Raw genomic sequence first — 16,891 nt, forward strand, 5'->3', positions numbered from 1 at the left:
CGGCAAATTCCTGCTGCCACCACGTTTTCTTACGGCACTTTCGGTTCCAAAAGTGCCTACCCGTGTATAGTAACAAAAAGATTACTGTCCCCACATGTGTGCCCGGTAACCTGATATGGACTTATACACAGATTTGTGGTAAAGTTATGGACAGTGACAACGTGAAGAAAGAAAAGTAAGAGGTAACGCAGAGAAAACGGAACCGTTACAAAGAGACGAGAATTATGGGACAGTTTATAGTATTGGATCTGGAATGGAACCAGAGTCCGGCGGGCAAGGAAGGCTCGATGAACCGACTTCCATTTGAGATTATTGAGATAGGCGCGGTAAAATTAAATAAAAATCTTCAAATCATTTCGGAATTTCGCCGTCTGATCCGCCCGCGGGTGTACCGGCAGATGCATTATAAGATATCAGAAGTGACGCATATGTCGATCGAGCAGCTTGACACAGAAGGCGAGGATTTTGTGCGTGCGATGACCGAATTTTTAGAATGGTGCGGGGATGATTACCGGTTCTGTACGTGGGGCTCGATGGATCTGACCGAATTGCAGCGGAATATGGTATATCACGGGATGGAGCTGCAGTTTCCATCGCCGCTTCTCTATTATGATTTGCAGAAAATCTATGCCCTGATCCACGGCACCAAGCAAAAGGAGTCGTTAGATACCGTGGTAGAGGAATTGCACCTCACGGAAGACCGCCCGTTCCACCGGGCGCTGGATGATGCGTACTACACGGGGCGTGTCATGAGTGAGATGGACTTTTACAGCATGATGGAGTATGTTTCAGTGGATTATTACCAGCCGCCGCTGACGGAGGAGGAAGAGATCTACCTGGAATTTCCAGAATATGCGAAATTTGTGTCGCGTGAGCATGAGACGAAGGAAGAGATTTTGGAGGAACGGCGTGTGGCGGAGATGGTTTGTTACAAATGCCGCCGGACCTTGCGGAAAAAGATCCGCTGGTTTTCCTCAAACCAGAAATTTTACTTCTGTCTGGCGGTCTGCCCGGAGCACGGTTATATGAAGGGAAAGATCCGGATGAAGAAGTCGGAGGACGGCTCGTTCTTTGCTGTTAAGACGACGAAGCTGGTCGGTGAAGAGGGAGCGGCCTACGTGGAGCAGAAGAAGGAGGAAACGAAGAAGAAGCGCGCGGAACGCAACAAGGCGAAGAAGTCTGGAAAGGCGGCAGAAGCAGCCGAGTAGGGTAAAGGCAGCCGGGCGGATGGAGCGTATGAAATAGGAATTAGAGAAAAGAAAAAATTCATAGAAAAGAGTTACTGGATATGGAAATGTTTCTCCTGCCTGTTTAGAGTAAGGTAAAAGAAGAGAATTTCCACATCTGGTAACTCTTTTTGTGTCAGTTATGGGATTTTATGCGATCGTTTCTTCCTTTTTTTCGCCAGCGCCGTTCGGCGGTCCTGCATCATCAGGTCGAAATCTGCTTCGGACATTCCGCTGTCGCGCAGACGTTCCGCGCGCCGTCTGCGGCGTTCTGCGAGGGCGTCCTCCTCCTGGCGGCGCTGCATCTGGAGAAAACGGATGCCGGCGGTGACCGCGCCGATCACGACAAGAATGGCGGTCAGTGCGGCGATGAATGCCGGTGGAACGCGGACGGAAATATGAAACAGCTGTCCAAAGGATTTACCGGTGGAACTATTTTCCTGATTAGCAGCCGATTCGGGCGGATTGGAGAGCGGCAAGGCCTCCGAGGAGCCGTTTGAGAGGGCAGTGTCGGAGCTGTCCTGCGCGGCAGCTGTTGCCGCCTGGGATACAAGCTTTTCGGGAATATCTGCCGCTGTCTGGCTGCTGTCGGTGAGGGTCAGATATGCCTGGCCAACCTTGTGATCCCCGAGCGAATAAGTGACACAGGCGATCGTGCCGTCCGGTGCGCCAGCCGGGATCTCATAGTCGAAGGAGGTCGTTGTCTCCGAGAAATCCGCTGTTTTTGGAAGTACCACGCGGCTATCTGGGTCGATGGACAGGGATTCGCCTCCGGCGGTAGACACATCTGCAATTTTCAAATCTTTTCCGATATTTGAAAAAGTTTGATCATAATCTGCAATTTTGACCGACTGGAAATTGTTAAATCCAAAGTCGAGCAGCCGGCTGGTATCCTCATACTGCGTGTTGTTGCTGTGCAGGATGACGGTAATCAGTGTCGTATCGCCCTGTCTGGCACCATTGACCAGTGTGTTGAGGGCGATGGAGGTATAACCGGTTTTGCCGCCGAGGACGTCCGGACGGTAGTACTGCGGCCAGTTCTTTTTGACCAGCTTATTGCCCGGGGAGATGCCCTGTCCCTCGGGATTTTTCTGGTTCGGCGGCAGTTTATAGTAGGTTGTCTCGACGATCTTGGCAAACGTAGGATTTTCAAATGCCGCCCGCGTGATGAGCGCCATGTCGTAGGCGCTGACATAGTGTTCCTCGTTATTCAGACCGCTCGGATTTGCAAAATGCGAATCCTGGCACCCAAGCTCGGCGGCTTTTTCATTCATCAAAACAGCAAATGCATCAGCGGAGCCAGCTACGTGCTCGGCGAGTGCGTTGGCAGCCTCATTGGCTGATTTTAAAAGCAGGGCGTAGAGGCAGTCCTTGACGCTGGCAGTATCGCCTGTATCGTATCCGGCGCTGCTGCTGTTGGATTCCACGTTGTAGACCGCGCTCTCGGAAAAGGTGACTGTCTCATCGAGGGAACAGTGCTCCAGAACGATGAGGGAGGTCAGAACCTTCGTGATACTGGCAGGAGAGTAGGTTTCGTGGATGTTTTTTCCATATAAAACGACTCCAGTGTTGGCGTCCATGACGATCCCGGCATCGGAGTCAATCGAAATGTCCGACGGCCATTCAGTGGAGGCAAGCGCCTGCATCGGGGCGGCGAGCAGGGACAGCAAAAGTGTACCAATTAAAAACAAGGACAACTTGCTGCCTGTGCTGCCAGCTATTTTCGTCTTCAAATCCGGAGCAGCCGGGTGGCTGGAACTACCTGGAGAGCTGACACCTCCGGAATTTCCGGAATTTTCTGCCCCTGATTTGCCCCTGCGGTGTTCCCGCAGGATACATGCAAGGCAGAGAAGAAACAGGGCGCCGGTCATCAGGCAGAAGGTGATGCCGATCCGGGCGGCGGTGTCCATGAAAAATGGTTCCGGCACGATGTTGATCAGAAGATCGGTCCGCGGATCGAGCTGCCAGAGATCGTTGGTAAAGAAGATTTTGTGGAAAATAATAAAATATTTCGTAAAATCAGTGGAAATGATCCCGGCAAGCAGGGCGGTCACGCCCAGAAATAAAACCGTCCCGGCGCAGAGCATCCGTGGCAGCAGGTGTTTTAACGGAACCTTTAAAAGTGCCAGCAGTGCAACCGATGCCGCTGCCAGAAACAGGCAGAGGCGGCGCAGCGCCAGTCCTCCGAGAAAGAGGTTGCGGACATCCGCCATGTGCGCCTTTTCCCTGGCGTTGAAAAATTCGCGCGGCGTCCCGTCTACGACGGTGTCAATGTTCAGATCGTCGCGGCTGCCGCGCAGATACGCCATCATCTCGTCCGTCACGTAAAGCAGGTCGTCCATCTCCATATGGACATCATCGGCAACCTGGTAGCGGGTGTATTCATTTTCATAATAATGCGGCGTCCAGTAAGCGACGGCTTCCACCGAGGTGATCAGAAACATGATCATCAGACTGAAAGCACAGATAAGCCCCAGAAGCCAGCTTAAATATGTTTTTTTCTGTGTCATATAAAACCTTTCGCGGCTGTCAGATTGTGGTACAGCTGCAGCCTTTCATTTTATGTGATAAATTTGTAAAGAGGTCGTTTGTTTTATTTTCCTTGAAACGGCTCTGTATGTTAAAGTTTCCGTTTCGTTATCCAGTATAACAGTTTCGGGGAAGCATGAAAAGGCGCGAAATGGAAAAATATGTGAAATTTTTGTTACTGTTTACGGGTAGGCACTTTTGGAACCGAAAGTGCCGTAAGAAAACATGGTGGCAGCAGGAATTTGCCATATTTAAATGCGAAGCCACGGCAAATTCCGTTACTGGGCACGATGCGTGAACAGTAATAAATTTTTCGAAAGAATGGCGGGAGGGTGGAATAGGGGCTTGTCAGCTGGCGGGGGATTCCTGTATACTGGGGGAAGATGTTATAATCTGGAGCAGAAAGAGAGAGGATACGAATATGATAAAGGCAGTCATCTTTGATATGGATGGGGTCATCATTGACAGTGAAGGAATTTATCTGAATTATCTGTATGAATATGCAAAAACGAAAAATCCGGAGGTGACTCTGGAGAGTCTGCACGGGACGGTGGGGACGACGAAGCAGGACTGCTGGATGGTTGTGGAGAAGGCGATCCACAATGGTCAGACCTGGCAGGAGCTGCATGACGAGTATCTGGGGCGCTGGACGGACATTTTTAATTCGATTGATTATCTCTCGATCTTCCGCCCGGAGATTCTGGATGTGATGGATCGCCTGAAAGCAGAGGGCTTCCGGCTGGCGGTCGCATCCGCGACGAATATTGAGCAGGTGGAGCGCATTTTAAAGGAAAATGGCGTGGCGTCCCGTCTGGAGCGGATGATCAGTGCGAGTACGTTCAAGCGCAGCAAGCCGGATCCGGCGGTTTACCTCTATACGGCGGAGCAGATGGGCCTGCAGCCGGAGGAGTGCCTTGTGATTGAGGATTCGACGGTCGGCATCACGGCGGGGCACTGCGCGGGAATGACAGTGGCGGCGCTCATCGATAACCGTTTTTCCTTTGACCGGAGTCTGGCGGACTATGAGTTAAATTCGCTGGAGGAGATTGTGCCGCTGGCGGAGAAAATTCGGGATTTGAAGTAAAATTTGAGTTGAGTAAATTCAGGGATTCATTGCGGAAAGTATAATTGCGAAAGTGATGAACCATTGTACAAAGAAAATGAAAAGGAACCATGTATGTCAGGGAGAAGAATCACTGCATGTATGGTTCCTTTTTTGGCTGATTACTGCGAAACCTGCCGGATAAAGTCTCTGGAAACGTAGGCTTCCTGTCCGTTGTAGCTGATTACCGCCCATTTTTCGTCGTAATCACGGAGATATTCCACATCGGTATCTGGTGCCAGAACGCCAATCCTGTCAGTGTCGGTGGATGGTTCCGGACGGACATTGACTGTATCGGTGGTCCGGTAAACGGTCGATTCTGCGGCAACGGTCTCTGCCTCGGTTTCTGGAGCCAGCGATTCGGTGCTGACGGCTGCAGTAGAATCCGGTTTGGCATCCGTCGCAGGGCGTATCATCTTGATGATCAAAAGCAGCAGGATGATAATAATAATCAGAAGCACTGGTTTAATAATGCTTCGAAATTCAAAAGACGGACCGCCTGCATAGGCGCGCGGACGGCGTCCCCCGGAGCTGCCGGAACGTGTGCCGGCAGGTTTTCCGTTTCCAGAGCCGGCAGAGGGATGGCGGCTGTTCCCGCGGAGGCGGGAAGAAGCGGAGGTTGGAGCTGCACTTCGGGAAGCCCGGGTGGATTTTTTTGTGTCATTGTAGTCATTTGCGAAGGTGTAGACCTCCTGCGACAGAAGGTGATGCGCCTGATTGGCGTTGTAGGCGCTGTTGTCTCCCTCATGGATCGCCTTGTTGCCGATCGTGCGGATCTTGTGGTAATGTTCGCAGGTGGTCTTGCTGATTTTTCCGGCGCTGTAGAGGGCGTCGATCATCTCCAGAAGACCGGTTTCCAGAATGCCATACCGCTCGCAGAGGCATTTGACCATGTATTCAAGGGTCTGGCGGGCTTTCACCATCGCCAGGTTATAATTCTTCTGTCCGATCAGGCGCTCGGTCTCGCGGACCCCGCCGTGGATCTGTTCCCAGGTGCTCTGACCTGTGTTAGCTGTTGTTCCCATAGGCATATCCTCCTGTGTATATGATGCAGGTCCGAAACCGGCGTGCCGGCGTCTGTTCCCGGACGGATACTGACTTTTGAATGTCCGGCGAAGGGGTGAAAAGACGGCAGCCATTTCGTGACCGTATGTTTGGTTTTGTTCTAAAATTATTATAATATAATCGCTTGAATTATTCATCTATAAAATGATAAAAATTGGAAAAGTTATGAAATTCGTAAGAAAAGGACACAAAGTCGGACGGATTAGAAAGGACGGCATGGAGGAGAGTGGAGGCTGTTTATGGGCAGGCATTTTTGGAGTCGAAAGTGCCGCAAGAAAACGTGGGGGCAGCAGGAATTTGCCGTATTTAAATGCGAAGCCACGGCGAATTCCGTTACTGGGCACGTATGCGTGAACAGTAACACGGGGATCGTAAAATGGTGTGAAAATAGAGCACCTTTGCTTGCGAAATGGGGGCTTCAATGGTAAGATAAGGATAGATCCGGCGGGTAAGCCGGGGCGTCTCAACGGAATGATACGGTACGGAAGAAAGTCCATCCGGGACGGCGCAGATTGTAGACAGCAGGAGGAACGAAGATGAGATTACGCCATATACCGGGCGCAGAGCAGATGATAGAAGAAACCCCGCATGTGGTTCATGGGGCGAAGGAGAAGAAGGGAACCTGGCAGCAGATTTTTGGAAATGACCATCCGATCCGTATCGAGGTGGGTATGGGTAAAGGTCAGTTTATTTTGGAGCAGGCGTCCCGCAACCCGGATGTGAATTTTGTGGGTATTGAGAAATATTCGACGGTTCTTTTAAAGGCGATCCGCAAGAGAGAACAGATGGAACTGTCCAATATCTATTTCTTATGTGAGGATGCCAGAGAACTGGCAGAGATTTTTGGACCGGGGGAAGTAGAGCGGATTTATTTGAATTTTTCGGATCCGTGGCCGAAGGACCGACATGCGAGACGGAGACTGACCTCGCCGCCATTTATGGCAGTGTACGATCAGATTCTCCAGAAGGATGGAAGAGTCGAGTTCAAGACGGACAACCAGGATTTATTTTCCTATTCCCTGGAAGCCATCCCGGAGGCGGGCTGGCGCATCACAGAATATACCCGTGACCTGCACCACAGCGAGATGGCAGAGGGCAACGTCATGACCGAGTACGAGGCAAAGTTCTCGGCGCAGGGCAAGCCGATCTGCAAGCTGGTGGCAGTGCGGTAGGAAAATCATTACTGTACACGGGTAGGCACTTTTGGAACCGAAAGTGCCGTAAGAAAACGTGGTGGTAGCAGGAATTTGCCGTATTTAACGGTTATCTGAGCTGGCAGAGCCGGAATAAAGAAAATAAAAGCTGCATATATTTACTATAATATAAAGAAGGATGGCTGGATGCGCGGCGGTGCTTTTTGTGAGAAACCTGGACTCACATGAATGGTAACGAGGTGCGCAGAGCGTTTGCCAGAAGTCAGGAATGGATATTAAAAAGCAGCTTACACGGAAACTCATTCAGGCGACCAGCGATAAGGTGGAACTGAATAAACAGGCGTTAAAATGGAAAAAATCGATGGAAGAGGCAGCAAAGGCACTGGGAGGCGGTAAAAAGAAGCCGTCGTAAAGAGAAACAGGGCATTTCTGTTGACTGCCTGTATGGATAGAACGAAAGGAGGAAATGAGTGATGGAGATGAAGTTTACGACCGCGAATTTTGAGGAGGAGGTACTGAAATCGGAGATTCCGGTACTGGTTGATTTTTATGCAGATTGGTGCGGTCCGTGCCAGATGATGGCGCCGGTGATCGGGCAGTTGGCGGGCGAGTATGAGGGAAGAGTGAAGATTGGCAAGCTGAATGTCGATGAGAACCCGGATATTGCAGTCCAGTATAAGGTTATGTCGATCCCGACGATGATTATTTTCCGGAATGGGGAAGTATTCAGCAAGGAAGTCGGCGCTAGTTCAAAGAAAGAAGTGGAGAAGGCGATTGGGCGGGCACTGTAAAAGCTGCGTCTTTGGAGTCCGGCGTGGGGCAGTTTGAAAAGAGTCGCATCTTTGAAATCCGGCGTGCGGCAGCTCGAAAAAGCTGGCGCTTTTCCTCGCTGTCGGGCATTCGCCCTACAAAGAAAAAAAGAGATAACGGATGCTGCTTATGTGCAAGCACAACGCGTCATCCGCCATCTCTTTTTTTCTTTGCACGCCTCATTGCTAACGCACAAAGTGCCTGCCCCACAGCTCTCGGTCTGCGAAACAAGCACTTGATAGTGCGCCTTCAGGGACTCGAACCCTGGACAAATAGATTAAGAGTCTACTGCTCTACCAACTGAGCTAAAGGCGCTTATTTTGTTTCCTTGCGGATGCCTCATCCGTAAGACATGAGTTATTCTACTCCATCCAGAATAAAATGTCAACAGTTTTTTAAATATTTTTAAAAATATTTTAAAAAGCATTATTTTCGGTATTTTTAAAACAGATAAGGGTATGGGCGAAGGAGACTCAGAGGGTATATGGGATGCAGCCATGGGAGAAATGACGAGGTGGGTTTTGCACATGGGACGGTGGATAAGTCTGGAAAGAACGTCGTGGAAAGGGGATCACAGATTTGGGTGTTTGTAAAGGGAGAAAATGATTTTTGTGCAAAATTCTGATTCGAAAAAATATAGGGGAATCCTCTTCCATTTTTAATCTAATTGGTGTATGCTTAAATACGTCACGACAAACACACTATATATTGTGTTATGAAAGAAAACGAGTTCAATATTTTGTGTGTAATTCTAAAAATTACCTAAATACAAATCAAAAATAAAGCCAATCGTAAGACAAGTCGGAACGGAAAAGAATCCTGTCAGTGAAGGCATCCGGACATGAAAAATAGCCTGTCAGAAGAAGGCGCTGCTCTCATGAATGAGGAAATGAGAGTAAGCTGGGGGACGGGAAATGGATACAGATGGATGTTCGATGTATGCCATAAAAGTAGAAAGAGAAATCACAGAAACAGGAACCGGCGAGTCAATTTATAGATTATAGAAGACAAGTCATAAAACGGGCTTAAGGGTAAGGAGAGGGAACAGGGATGGAAGACACAGTAACAACCAATGTAATCAAACGAAATGGAGAAGAAGTACATTTTGACCGGGCGAAGATCGTAAATGCGATCACGAAAGCAAACGGCAATGTGGAGCGTATTCACCAGATGAACCCGTACCAGATTGAAGCGATTGCAGATACGATCGCCGAGCAGGTGCAGGAGATGCCGCACGCGGTGAATGTGGAAGATATCCAGGATATGGTAGAGACCAGCATTATGGAGATGCGTGGTTATGAGGTTGCACAGAAATATGTGCGCTACCGCTACCGCAGGGAGTTAAAACGCAAGTCCAACACGACCGATAACGGCATCCTGGCACTTTTGGACCATATTAATGAAGAAGTGAATCAGGAAAACTCCAACAAGAACCCGGTCATCAACTCGACCCAGCGTGACTACATGGCGGGCGAGGTCAGCAAGGACTTATCCAAGCGTGTGCTGCTGCCGGAGGAGATCGTCCGCGCGCATGAGGAAGGCATCATCCATTTCCATGATACCGACTATTTTGCACAGAAGGAGCACAACTGCGACCTGATCAATCTGGAGGATATGCTGCAGAATGGCACTGTGATCAGTGAGACGATGATCGAGAAGCCGCACAGTTTCTTTACGGCCTGCAACGTGACCACCCAGATCGTGGCGCAGGTAGCCAGCAACCAGTATGGCGGACAGTCCTTTACTCTGGCGCATCTGGCACCGTTTGTGGACATCAGCCGTCAGAAGCTGCGCAAGAACGTGATTGCAGAGCGCACCGAGTGCGGCGAGGCACTGGATGAGGATATCATCAACCGCGTGACCGAACGCCGTCTGCGCGAGGAGGTTAAGAGCGGCATCCAGACGATCCAGTACCAGCTTATCACCCTGATGACCTGTAACGGACAGGCTCCGTTTGTCACGGTATTTATGTATCTGGACGAAGTTCCGGAGGGACGGACCAGAGATGACCTTGCGATGATCATCGAGGAAGTGATGCTGCAGAGAATGCAGGGCGTCAAGAATGAAAAGGGCGTCTGGATTACACCGGCGTTCCCGAAGCTTATCTATGTGCTGGATGAGGACAATATTACGGAAGGTTCGAAATATTGGCACCTGACTGAGCTGGCAGCGAAATGTACCGCGAAACGGATGGTTCCGGACTACATTTCCGCTAAGATTATGAAAGAATTAAAGAAGGGCGAGGTTTACCCGTGCATGGGCTGCCGTTCTTTCCTGACGGTAGAGGATTCCCAGATGCTGCCGAACGGCAGGCATAAATTCTATGGACGTTTCAACCAGGGGGTTGTCACGATTAACTTGGTCGATGTGGCTTGTTCTTCGGAGGGAGATATGGACCGTTTCTGGCAGATTCTCGATGAGAGACTGGAACTGTGCCATCGTGCGCTCCGCTGCCGTCATGAGAGGCTGCTCGGCACGATCTCCGATGTGGCGCCGATTCTGTGGCAGAATGGTGCGCTTGCCCGCCTGAAAAAGGGTGAGACGATCGACAAACTCCTGTACAACGGCTATTCTACGATTTCTCTGGGATATGCAGGTCTGTATGAGATGTGTATGCGGATGTTAGGAAAATCCCACACCGATCCGGAGGCGAAGCCATTTGCACTGAAAGTTATGCAACGTCTGAATGATAAATGCAAAGAGTGGAGAGAGGCGGAGAACATCAGCTATTCTGTATACGGCACGCCGATGGAGTCTACGACTTATAAATTTGCAAAATGCCTGCAGAAGCGCTTCGGTATCATTCCGGGCGTTACGGATAAGAACTATATCACGAACAGCTACCATGTACACGTATCCGAGAAGATTGATGCGTTCAGTAAGCTGAAATTTGAGGCAGAGTTTCAGAAGCTCTCCCCGGGCGGTGCGATCAGCTACATCGAGGTGCCGAATATGCAGACTAATATTCCGGCAGTTCTCTCTGTAATGCAGTTTATCTACAATAACATTATGTACGCGGAGCTGAACACCAAGAGTGATTTCTGTGAGAAGTGTGGCTATGACGGCGAGATCAAGATTGTTGAGGATGAGGCTGGCAAGCTGGTGTGGGAGTGCCCGAACTGCGGCAACCGCGACCAGAACAAGCTCTTTGTCGCACGTCGTACCTGCGGCTACATCGGAACTCAGTTCTGGAATCAGGGACGTACCCAGGAGATCCGCGATCGGGTGCTGCATCTGTAGGATGTGGTGAAAGCCTCCGAGAGTACATTGGTCTAGGGGAGGAAGATATGTATTACGGAACCATTAAAAAGCATGATATTGCCAACGGTCCTGGCGTGCGCGTCAGCTTGTTTGTGTCGGGCTGCCGCCATCACTGCAAGGGCTGTTTCAATGCGGAGACGTGGGATTTCCGATATGGACAGTTATATACAGAAGAGACGGAGAAAGAGATTTTAGCGGCATTGGAGCCGGGATATATACAGGGCTTTACGCTGCTCGGCGGAGAACCGTTTGAGCCGGAAAACCAGGTGGAGCTGGTACATTTACTTCAGAAGGTGCGCGAGACGTATCCGGAGAAGGATATCTGGTGCTACAGCGGCTATCTGTGGGATCGGGATCTGGCAGCCGGCGGCGTGGTCCATACAGAGGTGACAGACGAGATGCTGTCCTATGTGGATGTGCTGGTGGACGGAGAGTTCGTGGAAGCGGAGAAGGATCTGACCCTGCAGTTTCGCGGAAGCCGGAACCAGAGGATTCTGGAGCTTAAGAGAATAGGAAGAAAATAATAAGAATGAGATAAAAAGCTGCTGCAGATCGGAAAAAACTTTCTGATCTGCGGCAGCTTTTTGCATTACAAGGGAGATACAGCAAGCATATACGTGCCTTTGTAATCCGGGGCAGGCTATCATAAGTGGATATTTTCTTCAAGGGGCATAAATAACCCACCTAAGCATCCGCATTTGTGGTAAGATGGACTTAATAGGGGGTATAGCTATGGAGTCTGGAATTCTGATGATTGTGATAGTGGTTATTGGTGTCTTTTATCCGGTATATACAGCCTGGATTTCTCTGGTGGCGGCACCGGTGTATCTAAAGATAGGTTTCCTGTTTGCGATGGCAGGAGCACTTCTCGTCATGAGAATCCTGCGGAAAGAAAAGCAGATAAAATGGATAGTTCTGATCGGCATTCTGGGGGCATATGCCTGGAGTCTGTATAGTTGGTATGACGAAGAGTGCCATTACCAGTATGCGAGAAGCGTGCATGGAGATTCGGGCAATGCTTTGATGCTGTTTGTTGGCACCTTTACATGTCTGATACCGTTGTTTTTGCTGGATGCCGAACTGACCTGGTGGATGGAGTCCCGGAAGAAAAAGAAAGAAGAGAGTCCTGAATCTGAGAAGGAAACAGAGAAAAAAGAAAACCGTCTGGCAGCAGGAATGAAAAACTGGTTTGGAAAGCATCGCCAGACTCTCTGTACGCTGCTTATCTGTGCGATGGGCTGTGGACTTCTCGTGGTTCTGCTATATCCGTATAAGTGCTGGGAGGAAGGATGTTACAATCTGGCCTTTGATGGCATATACTGTGAACAGCACAGGGCAGAGAAGATAGAAGAAAGTAAACGGGAAGAAGAGGAACGTAAAAAAAGAGAACGGGCTGAGCTGATAGAATTACAGAAGAAAAAAGAAGAAGAGGAATCCAGAAGCCATGAGGAATATCTTAAACGGATAGAAGAGGATCCCTTGTGGGAACTGAAACAACGGAGTCGTAAAAACACACCTGCGCAGAGGGGAATACCACCGGTGCAAAAGAATCTCCAGAATCCCTATGCAGCGTATGATGCAGGATATGATGATGTTATGGAAGGTGATGATTATGACTGGGATCGCTACCGCCGGGATTCAGAATATGCCGATGGTGTAGATGATGCCCTGGATGAGCGGGAAGAGTATGGACGGGATGACTGGTAAGGTATCTTGCTGGTGGACACCTTATATATAATATTCGGATAGGTTAAGCGGTACTGTCTTTTCAGAGGCGGTACCGCTTCTGTTTTTAAAAATAGGATCACCAAAAAGAGCTGTCACAAAAGCCGGTGCAAACCGTCGGTTGACAGCTCTTTTTTGGCGTGCGATCCGCACATGAAATCACTTGTTTCCGAATGTTTAATACATTCCATCGTAAGGATCTTCTTCCTCATGAACTTCAAATAGATCGCCGGGCGTACAGTCCAGTGCGGAGCAGATGCGGGCGATGGTGCTGAAGCGGATGGATTCAGTTTCATTGTCCAGAATTCGGCTGGCATTTTTATAGCCAAGCCCGGTCATGGCGATAAAACGGTATTTCGTCAGACGTTTTTCAGCCAAAAGTTTATGAATGCGAAGTTTAATCGTGACAGTTTTCAATTCGGAATTTCCTCCTTTGTATACACACAGTGTCACATTAAATATAAAGGATTTTCAATGTGCGGATAACTGGCTTAAACAATAGCTGATGTAAAGAAACTGATAGATACATTAAAAAACTGTTCACTGGTTTGTGTAAAAAAAAGAACTGCCACGCTCATGACAGTTCTTACGAAAACAAATAGATAGTAAAAAACATCAGCTGTGAATCGCCTCTAAGGCGCCTCACTCCCCCCATTCTCTTCTGCGTAAAACATCCGGTACTGCGCCGGGGTGATGCCGATCTCCTGCTTAAATACGCGGATAAAATAGGATGGGATCCGCAGTCCTACCATCTCACCGACCGACTGGATCGTGGCGTCGGAGTGGAGGAGAAGCTGGGAGGCGTGTTCGATGCGTAGTTTTTTCAGGTACTGCATCGGGCTGGCACCGTATGCCTGGTGGAAGCTGCGGATTAAGTGGGACGGGCTGTAGGAATACTGGCGCGCCAGATCGTTTAAGGAGATCTCCTCCGTGTAGTGGGCATCCAGATAGTCGCGCAGCGTCCGGGCGATGCTTTCCTTCTCGCGGCTGTAGCAGTACGGCGCATAGAGAACCTGGAGAAATTCAATGAAATCATTCTGGAGCTCAAACGGCGTCCGCACGGAGGACGGAAAGCTCTTTTTCTGTGTGTATTTGCTGAAAGAAACCAGGTTCATCCGCTGCAGGTACTTTTCCAGCTTCTCCCGGTTGGCTTCCGGCACGGTGCCGGTGCGCGGCAGGGAGAGAATGAAATTCTGCGGCGAATAGTAAAATTTCGGCGCGGCGCGCCGGGTTACGTTGTCCGGGTAAAATTCATCGGACAGGCTGTATTTGCCGTTGGTATAGAAATGCACCCAGCTCGTCGTGGTCTTTTCCTGGCAGACGCGGCTGCCGCGGTGCGGGGTATCGGGGGTAATGATAAAAAACTGCCCGGCATTCAGTTCAACGCGGAACGGATCCTGTTCGAGATATAAAGTTCCGCTGTGAACATAGATAAGATCAAAGACATTTCGGATCGTCCGGCGCTCATGGATATCGCCGGGGCGGTAAACACATCCGCCTCCGACGATAAAATAAGGAAGGGGCGGACAGTTTAAATTAATAAAATTCATGATGTATGTACTCCCGTTTAAATAAAAACAGCCACGTAACAGGAATCCTGTCTGAACCGCAGAGAAGCAAACGAAAAACAGGACAACTTTGTCAGGTTGTTAAACAAATTTAAAATATCAATTTTATTATATCAAATAGAGAGAAAAACAGCAAGAATCTGTTTGGAAAATCCCTTGTATTTGCAGAAATAAAACACTCTACTTGGGAAAATAAGAGGGGATGAATGAAAAATAAAGAAAAATCAGAGAAAAAGAAAGAATGAAATCAGGCTGATTTTGTTCTATAAAAATACGCGTATTCTTTTCTATAATATGCAAAATGTGTTAGATCGCTTTTCTACTATTTGAATGGTATACTTATAAGAAAACATACAAAAAAAGAAGTCTTTTTCAGATTATTAATAGGCGCTTACGGATAAGTGAATAATAAATCAGGAGGTTTTCTGTGAATGATAAAAAAGGAGACAAGTTTCATTGATTTGAAACAGGTAAAGATAGACGACCCGTTCTTTTCGCGGGTACAGAATGTGGTAATTCACACGATGCTTCCGTATCAGGAACGGGTGCTTCACGATGAGGTGTCCGGAATCCGAAAGAGCCATGTGATTAAAAACTTCCGCATTGCAGCGGGAGATGAGAAAGGAACGTATTACGGGCGTGTATTTCAGGACAGCGATCTGGCGAAATGGCTGGAGGCGGTGGCGTACTCACTGACCGTCGAGGCAAATCCAGAGCTGGAGGCGCGTGCCGATGCGATCATCGACCTGATCGGGCGGGCGCAGCAGCCGGACGGCTACCTGGATACTTATTTCATTGCGGCGGAGCCGGAACATAGGTGGCAGAACCTGACGGACTGCCATGAGATGTACTGTGCCGGACATATGACGGAGGCAGGTGTCGCGTACTATCAGGCGACGGGAAAGACGAAGCTTTTAGATATCTGCTGCAAGCTGTGCGATCATATCGATCGGCGGTTCGGACGGGAAGCAGGCAAAGTAACCGGCATTCCGGGACATGAGGAGATCGAGCTGGCGCTGATGCGGCTTTATCAGGCAACCGGGGAAGAGAGATACCGGAAGCTGGCGGCATATTTTATCGATGAGCGCGGGCGGGATCCGGAGTTCTTCCATAAAGAAGCGGCGGCTAGAAGCTGGAGCCGCACCGATTACATGGACAAGCAGCCGCCGTCCTACATGCAGAACCACAAGCCGGTGCGTGAGCAGGATACGGTGGAAGGACACGCGGTCCGTTGTATGTATCTTCTGACGGCGGCGGCAAACCTGGCAGCGCAGAATCACGATGAGGCGCTGATGGCAGCCTGCCGGAAGATGTGGGACAACATGGTAGACCGGCGGATGTACATAACGGGTGGAATCGGTTCCACCTATTACGGCGAGGCATTTACCGTGGATTATGATTTGCCGAATGATACCGCTTACGCGGAAACGTGTGCGGCGGTGGGGGTCTGCTTCTTCGCGAAACAGATGCTGGAGACGGATCCGGACGCGCGGTATGCAGATATTCTGGAGCGGGAGATTTACAACGGAACCATCAGCGGCATGCAGTTAGACGGAACGAAATTCTTTTATATCAATCAGCTTGAAGCCAATCCGGGCATGCCGACCAACGCATATGGCGAAGAAGAATACACACCGGAGCGGATCGGCTGGTATGACTGTGCATGCTGTCCTCCGAACCTGGCGCGTCTGATGACCTCACTTGGTTCCTATGTATGGTCTTCAAGTGAAGATACGATCTATTCCCACCTGTTTGTCGGGGGAACGGCTTCCTTTGAAACAGCGGGCGGCGTGAAGATAGCGCTTACATCGAAATATCCGTGGAACGGCTCCGTTACCTACACGGTAGAACCGGAGCAGGCGGGAGCAGAATTTACTTTGGCAGTCCGTTATCCGGGCTGGTGCCATCAGATGCAGGTGAAGGTCAATGGCATACCGGTTTCCGGGGCAGTCAAGACAGACAAGGGCTACTGGATGATCCAGAGAAGCTGGCAGCCTGGTGATACTGTTTCCTGCGAGATGGAGATGGAGCCGGAGCGGGTCTATGCACACCCGATGGTGCGGGCGGATGCCGGATGCGTGGCACTCAGACGCGGACCAATCATCTACACCTTTGAGGGCGTGGACAACGGAGAGGATCTTCAGACACTGCGGATTCCGCGGGAGGCGAAGATTGAAGTGCTTCCGTATCAGGCGGATCTGCTGGAAGGTATCGTGGCGCTGCGCGTGACGGGCTGCCGGAAGAAAGCGGCGGTTAATCTGGCGCTTTATGCAGAAGATGCGGCACCGGAAGAGGTGGTAACCCTGCAGGCAATTCCGTACTATGCATGGTGCAACCGCGGCATGACGCATATGCGCGTGTGGATGCAGGAATAGAGAGATAAAACCGTTTGTCTTATTTTATACTTCGGAGTTGAAAGAATATCCGGGCTATAAGAGAAGGAGAGAGACG

13 protein-coding genes and 1 tRNA gene are annotated in these 16,891 nt (G+C 49.8%); 9 read left to right on the forward strand and 5 right to left on the reverse strand.

The features are described 5' to 3' along the window. Positions 1–224: 224 nt before the first annotated feature. Positions 225–1,208 carry a 3'-5' exonuclease gene (locus DXB70_RS00295; protein ID WP_022359138.1) on the forward strand — a complete coding sequence of 328 codons (984 nt, stop codon included), beginning with the start codon at positions 225–227 and terminating at the stop codon, positions 1,206–1,208. 158 nt (positions 1,209–1,366) lie between these two features. Here the strand turns inward: DXB70_RS00295 and DXB70_RS14590 are convergent, their stop codons facing one another. Next, the gene (locus DXB70_RS14590; protein WP_347559571.1) at positions 1,367–3,736 is read right to left on the reverse strand and encodes a TIGR01906 family membrane protein; all 2,370 of its coding nucleotides are present in this window, start codon (positions 3,734–3,736) and stop codon (positions 1,367–1,369) included. Positions 3,737–4,176: 440 nt separating this feature from the next. On the opposite strand from DXB70_RS14590, the gene DXB70_RS00310 reads away from it, so the two are divergent. Continuing rightward, positions 4,177–4,839: an HAD family phosphatase gene (locus DXB70_RS00310; protein WP_107000922.1), complete on the forward strand. Its 663-nt coding sequence runs from the start codon at positions 4,177–4,179 to the stop codon at positions 4,837–4,839. A gap of 140 nt (positions 4,840–4,979) precedes the next feature. On the opposite strand, the gene DXB70_RS00315 is transcribed toward DXB70_RS00310, so the two are convergent. Further along, positions 4,980–5,882 (reverse strand): SH3 domain-containing protein, encoded by a 903-nt coding sequence (locus tag DXB70_RS00315; protein WP_118468986.1) that lies wholly within the window; start codon positions 5,880–5,882, stop codon positions 4,980–4,982. A 576-nt stretch (positions 5,883–6,458) separates the two neighbouring features. On the opposite strand from DXB70_RS00315, the gene trmB reads away from it, so the two are divergent. From trmB to trxA, 3 genes are all read left to right on the forward strand, one after another. After that, entirely contained in the window at positions 6,459–7,094 is a 636-nt protein-coding gene (gene trmB, locus DXB70_RS00325; protein ID WP_022359132.1) for a tRNA (guanosine(46)-N7)-methyltransferase TrmB, read from the forward strand. A gap of 250 nt (positions 7,095–7,344) precedes the next feature. Continuing rightward, positions 7,345–7,488 (forward strand): hypothetical protein, encoded by a 144-nt coding sequence (locus DXB70_RS14060; RefSeq protein ID WP_181357206.1) that lies wholly within the window; start codon positions 7,345–7,347, stop codon positions 7,486–7,488. Positions 7,489–7,549: 61 nt separating this feature from the next. After that, the gene (trxA, locus tag DXB70_RS00330) at positions 7,550–7,867 is read left to right on the forward strand and encodes a thioredoxin (protein WP_022359131.1); all 318 of its coding nucleotides are present in this window, start codon (positions 7,550–7,552) and stop codon (positions 7,865–7,867) included. A 261-nt stretch (positions 7,868–8,128) separates the two neighbouring features. On the opposite strand, the gene DXB70_RS00335 is transcribed toward trxA, so the two are convergent. Beyond that, positions 8,129–8,201, reverse strand: a tRNA-Lys gene (locus DXB70_RS00335). A 735-nt stretch (positions 8,202–8,936) separates the two neighbouring features. On the opposite strand from DXB70_RS00335, the gene nrdD reads away from it, so the two are divergent. The 3 genes from nrdD to DXB70_RS00350 all read left to right on the forward strand — a co-directional run bounded on the left by nrdD (position 8,937) and on the right by DXB70_RS00350 (position 12,854). Continuing rightward, positions 8,937–11,126, forward strand: coding sequence for an anaerobic ribonucleoside-triphosphate reductase (gene nrdD / locus DXB70_RS00340; RefSeq protein ID WP_022359130.1), 2,190 nt, complete (start codon positions 8,937–8,939; stop codon positions 11,124–11,126). Positions 11,127–11,173: 47 nt separating this feature from the next. Continuing rightward, complete coding sequence (gene nrdG, locus DXB70_RS00345) at positions 11,174–11,671, forward strand: anaerobic ribonucleoside-triphosphate reductase activating protein (protein ID WP_118672473.1); 498 nt, start codon at positions 11,174–11,176, stop codon at positions 11,669–11,671. 208 nt (positions 11,672–11,879) lie between these two features. After that, complete coding sequence (locus DXB70_RS00350; RefSeq protein ID WP_118524693.1) at positions 11,880–12,854, forward strand: hypothetical protein; 975 nt, start codon at positions 11,880–11,882, stop codon at positions 12,852–12,854. A 195-nt stretch (positions 12,855–13,049) separates the two neighbouring features. On the opposite strand, the gene DXB70_RS00355 is transcribed toward DXB70_RS00350, so the two are convergent. Continuing rightward, the gene (locus DXB70_RS00355) at positions 13,050–13,289 is read right to left on the reverse strand and encodes a helix-turn-helix transcriptional regulator (RefSeq protein WP_022359127.1); all 240 of its coding nucleotides are present in this window, start codon (positions 13,287–13,289) and stop codon (positions 13,050–13,052) included. A 215-nt stretch (positions 13,290–13,504) separates the two neighbouring features. Next, positions 13,505–14,422 (reverse strand): AraC family transcriptional regulator, encoded by a 918-nt coding sequence (locus DXB70_RS00360; RefSeq protein WP_117796802.1) that lies wholly within the window; start codon positions 14,420–14,422, stop codon positions 13,505–13,507. Between the two features lie 449 nt (positions 14,423–14,871). Between DXB70_RS00360 and DXB70_RS00365 the strand changes: the two genes are divergently transcribed. After that, positions 14,872–16,815, forward strand: coding sequence for a beta-L-arabinofuranosidase domain-containing protein (locus DXB70_RS00365; RefSeq protein WP_118523832.1), 1,944 nt, complete (start codon positions 14,872–14,874; stop codon positions 16,813–16,815). The last annotated feature ends 76 nt before the right edge of the window (positions 16,816–16,891 follow it).

This window comes from Clostridium sp. OM05-5BH, assembly GCF_003481505.1.
Classification (GTDB): Bacteria; Bacillota; Clostridia; order Lachnospirales; family Lachnospiraceae; genus Otoolea; species Otoolea fessa.

Excerpts from the sequence above, each read along its gene's own strand:
- DXB70_RS00295 (WP_022359138.1), top strand. The coding sequence starts at position 225 with ATGGGACAGTTTATAGTATTGGATCTGGAATGGAACCAGAGTCCGGCG.
- DXB70_RS14590 (WP_347559571.1), bottom strand. The coding sequence starts at position 3,736 with ATGACACAGAAAAAAACATATTTAAGCTGGCTTCTGGGGCTTATCTGT.
- DXB70_RS00310 (WP_107000922.1), top strand. The coding sequence starts at position 4,177 with ATGATAAAGGCAGTCATCTTTGATATGGATGGGGTCATCATTGACAGT.
- DXB70_RS00315 (WP_118468986.1), bottom strand. The coding sequence starts at position 5,882 with ATGGGAACAACAGCTAACACAGGTCAGAGCACCTGGGAACAGATCCAC.
- trmB (WP_022359132.1), top strand. The coding sequence starts at position 6,459 with ATGAGATTACGCCATATACCGGGCGCAGAGCAGATGATAGAAGAAACC.
- DXB70_RS14060 (WP_181357206.1), top strand. The coding sequence starts at position 7,345 with ATGGATATTAAAAAGCAGCTTACACGGAAACTCATTCAGGCGACCAGC.
- trxA (WP_022359131.1), top strand. The coding sequence starts at position 7,550 with ATGGAGATGAAGTTTACGACCGCGAATTTTGAGGAGGAGGTACTGAAA.
- nrdD (WP_022359130.1), top strand. The coding sequence starts at position 8,937 with ATGGAAGACACAGTAACAACCAATGTAATCAAACGAAATGGAGAAGAA.
- nrdG (WP_118672473.1), top strand. The coding sequence starts at position 11,174 with ATGTATTACGGAACCATTAAAAAGCATGATATTGCCAACGGTCCTGGC.
- DXB70_RS00350 (WP_118524693.1), top strand. The coding sequence starts at position 11,880 with ATGGAGTCTGGAATTCTGATGATTGTGATAGTGGTTATTGGTGTCTTT.
- DXB70_RS00360 (WP_117796802.1), bottom strand. The coding sequence starts at position 14,422 with ATGAATTTTATTAATTTAAACTGTCCGCCCCTTCCTTATTTTATCGTC.
- DXB70_RS00365 (WP_118523832.1), top strand. The coding sequence starts at position 14,872 with ATGATAAAAAAGGAGACAAGTTTCATTGATTTGAAACAGGTAAAGATA.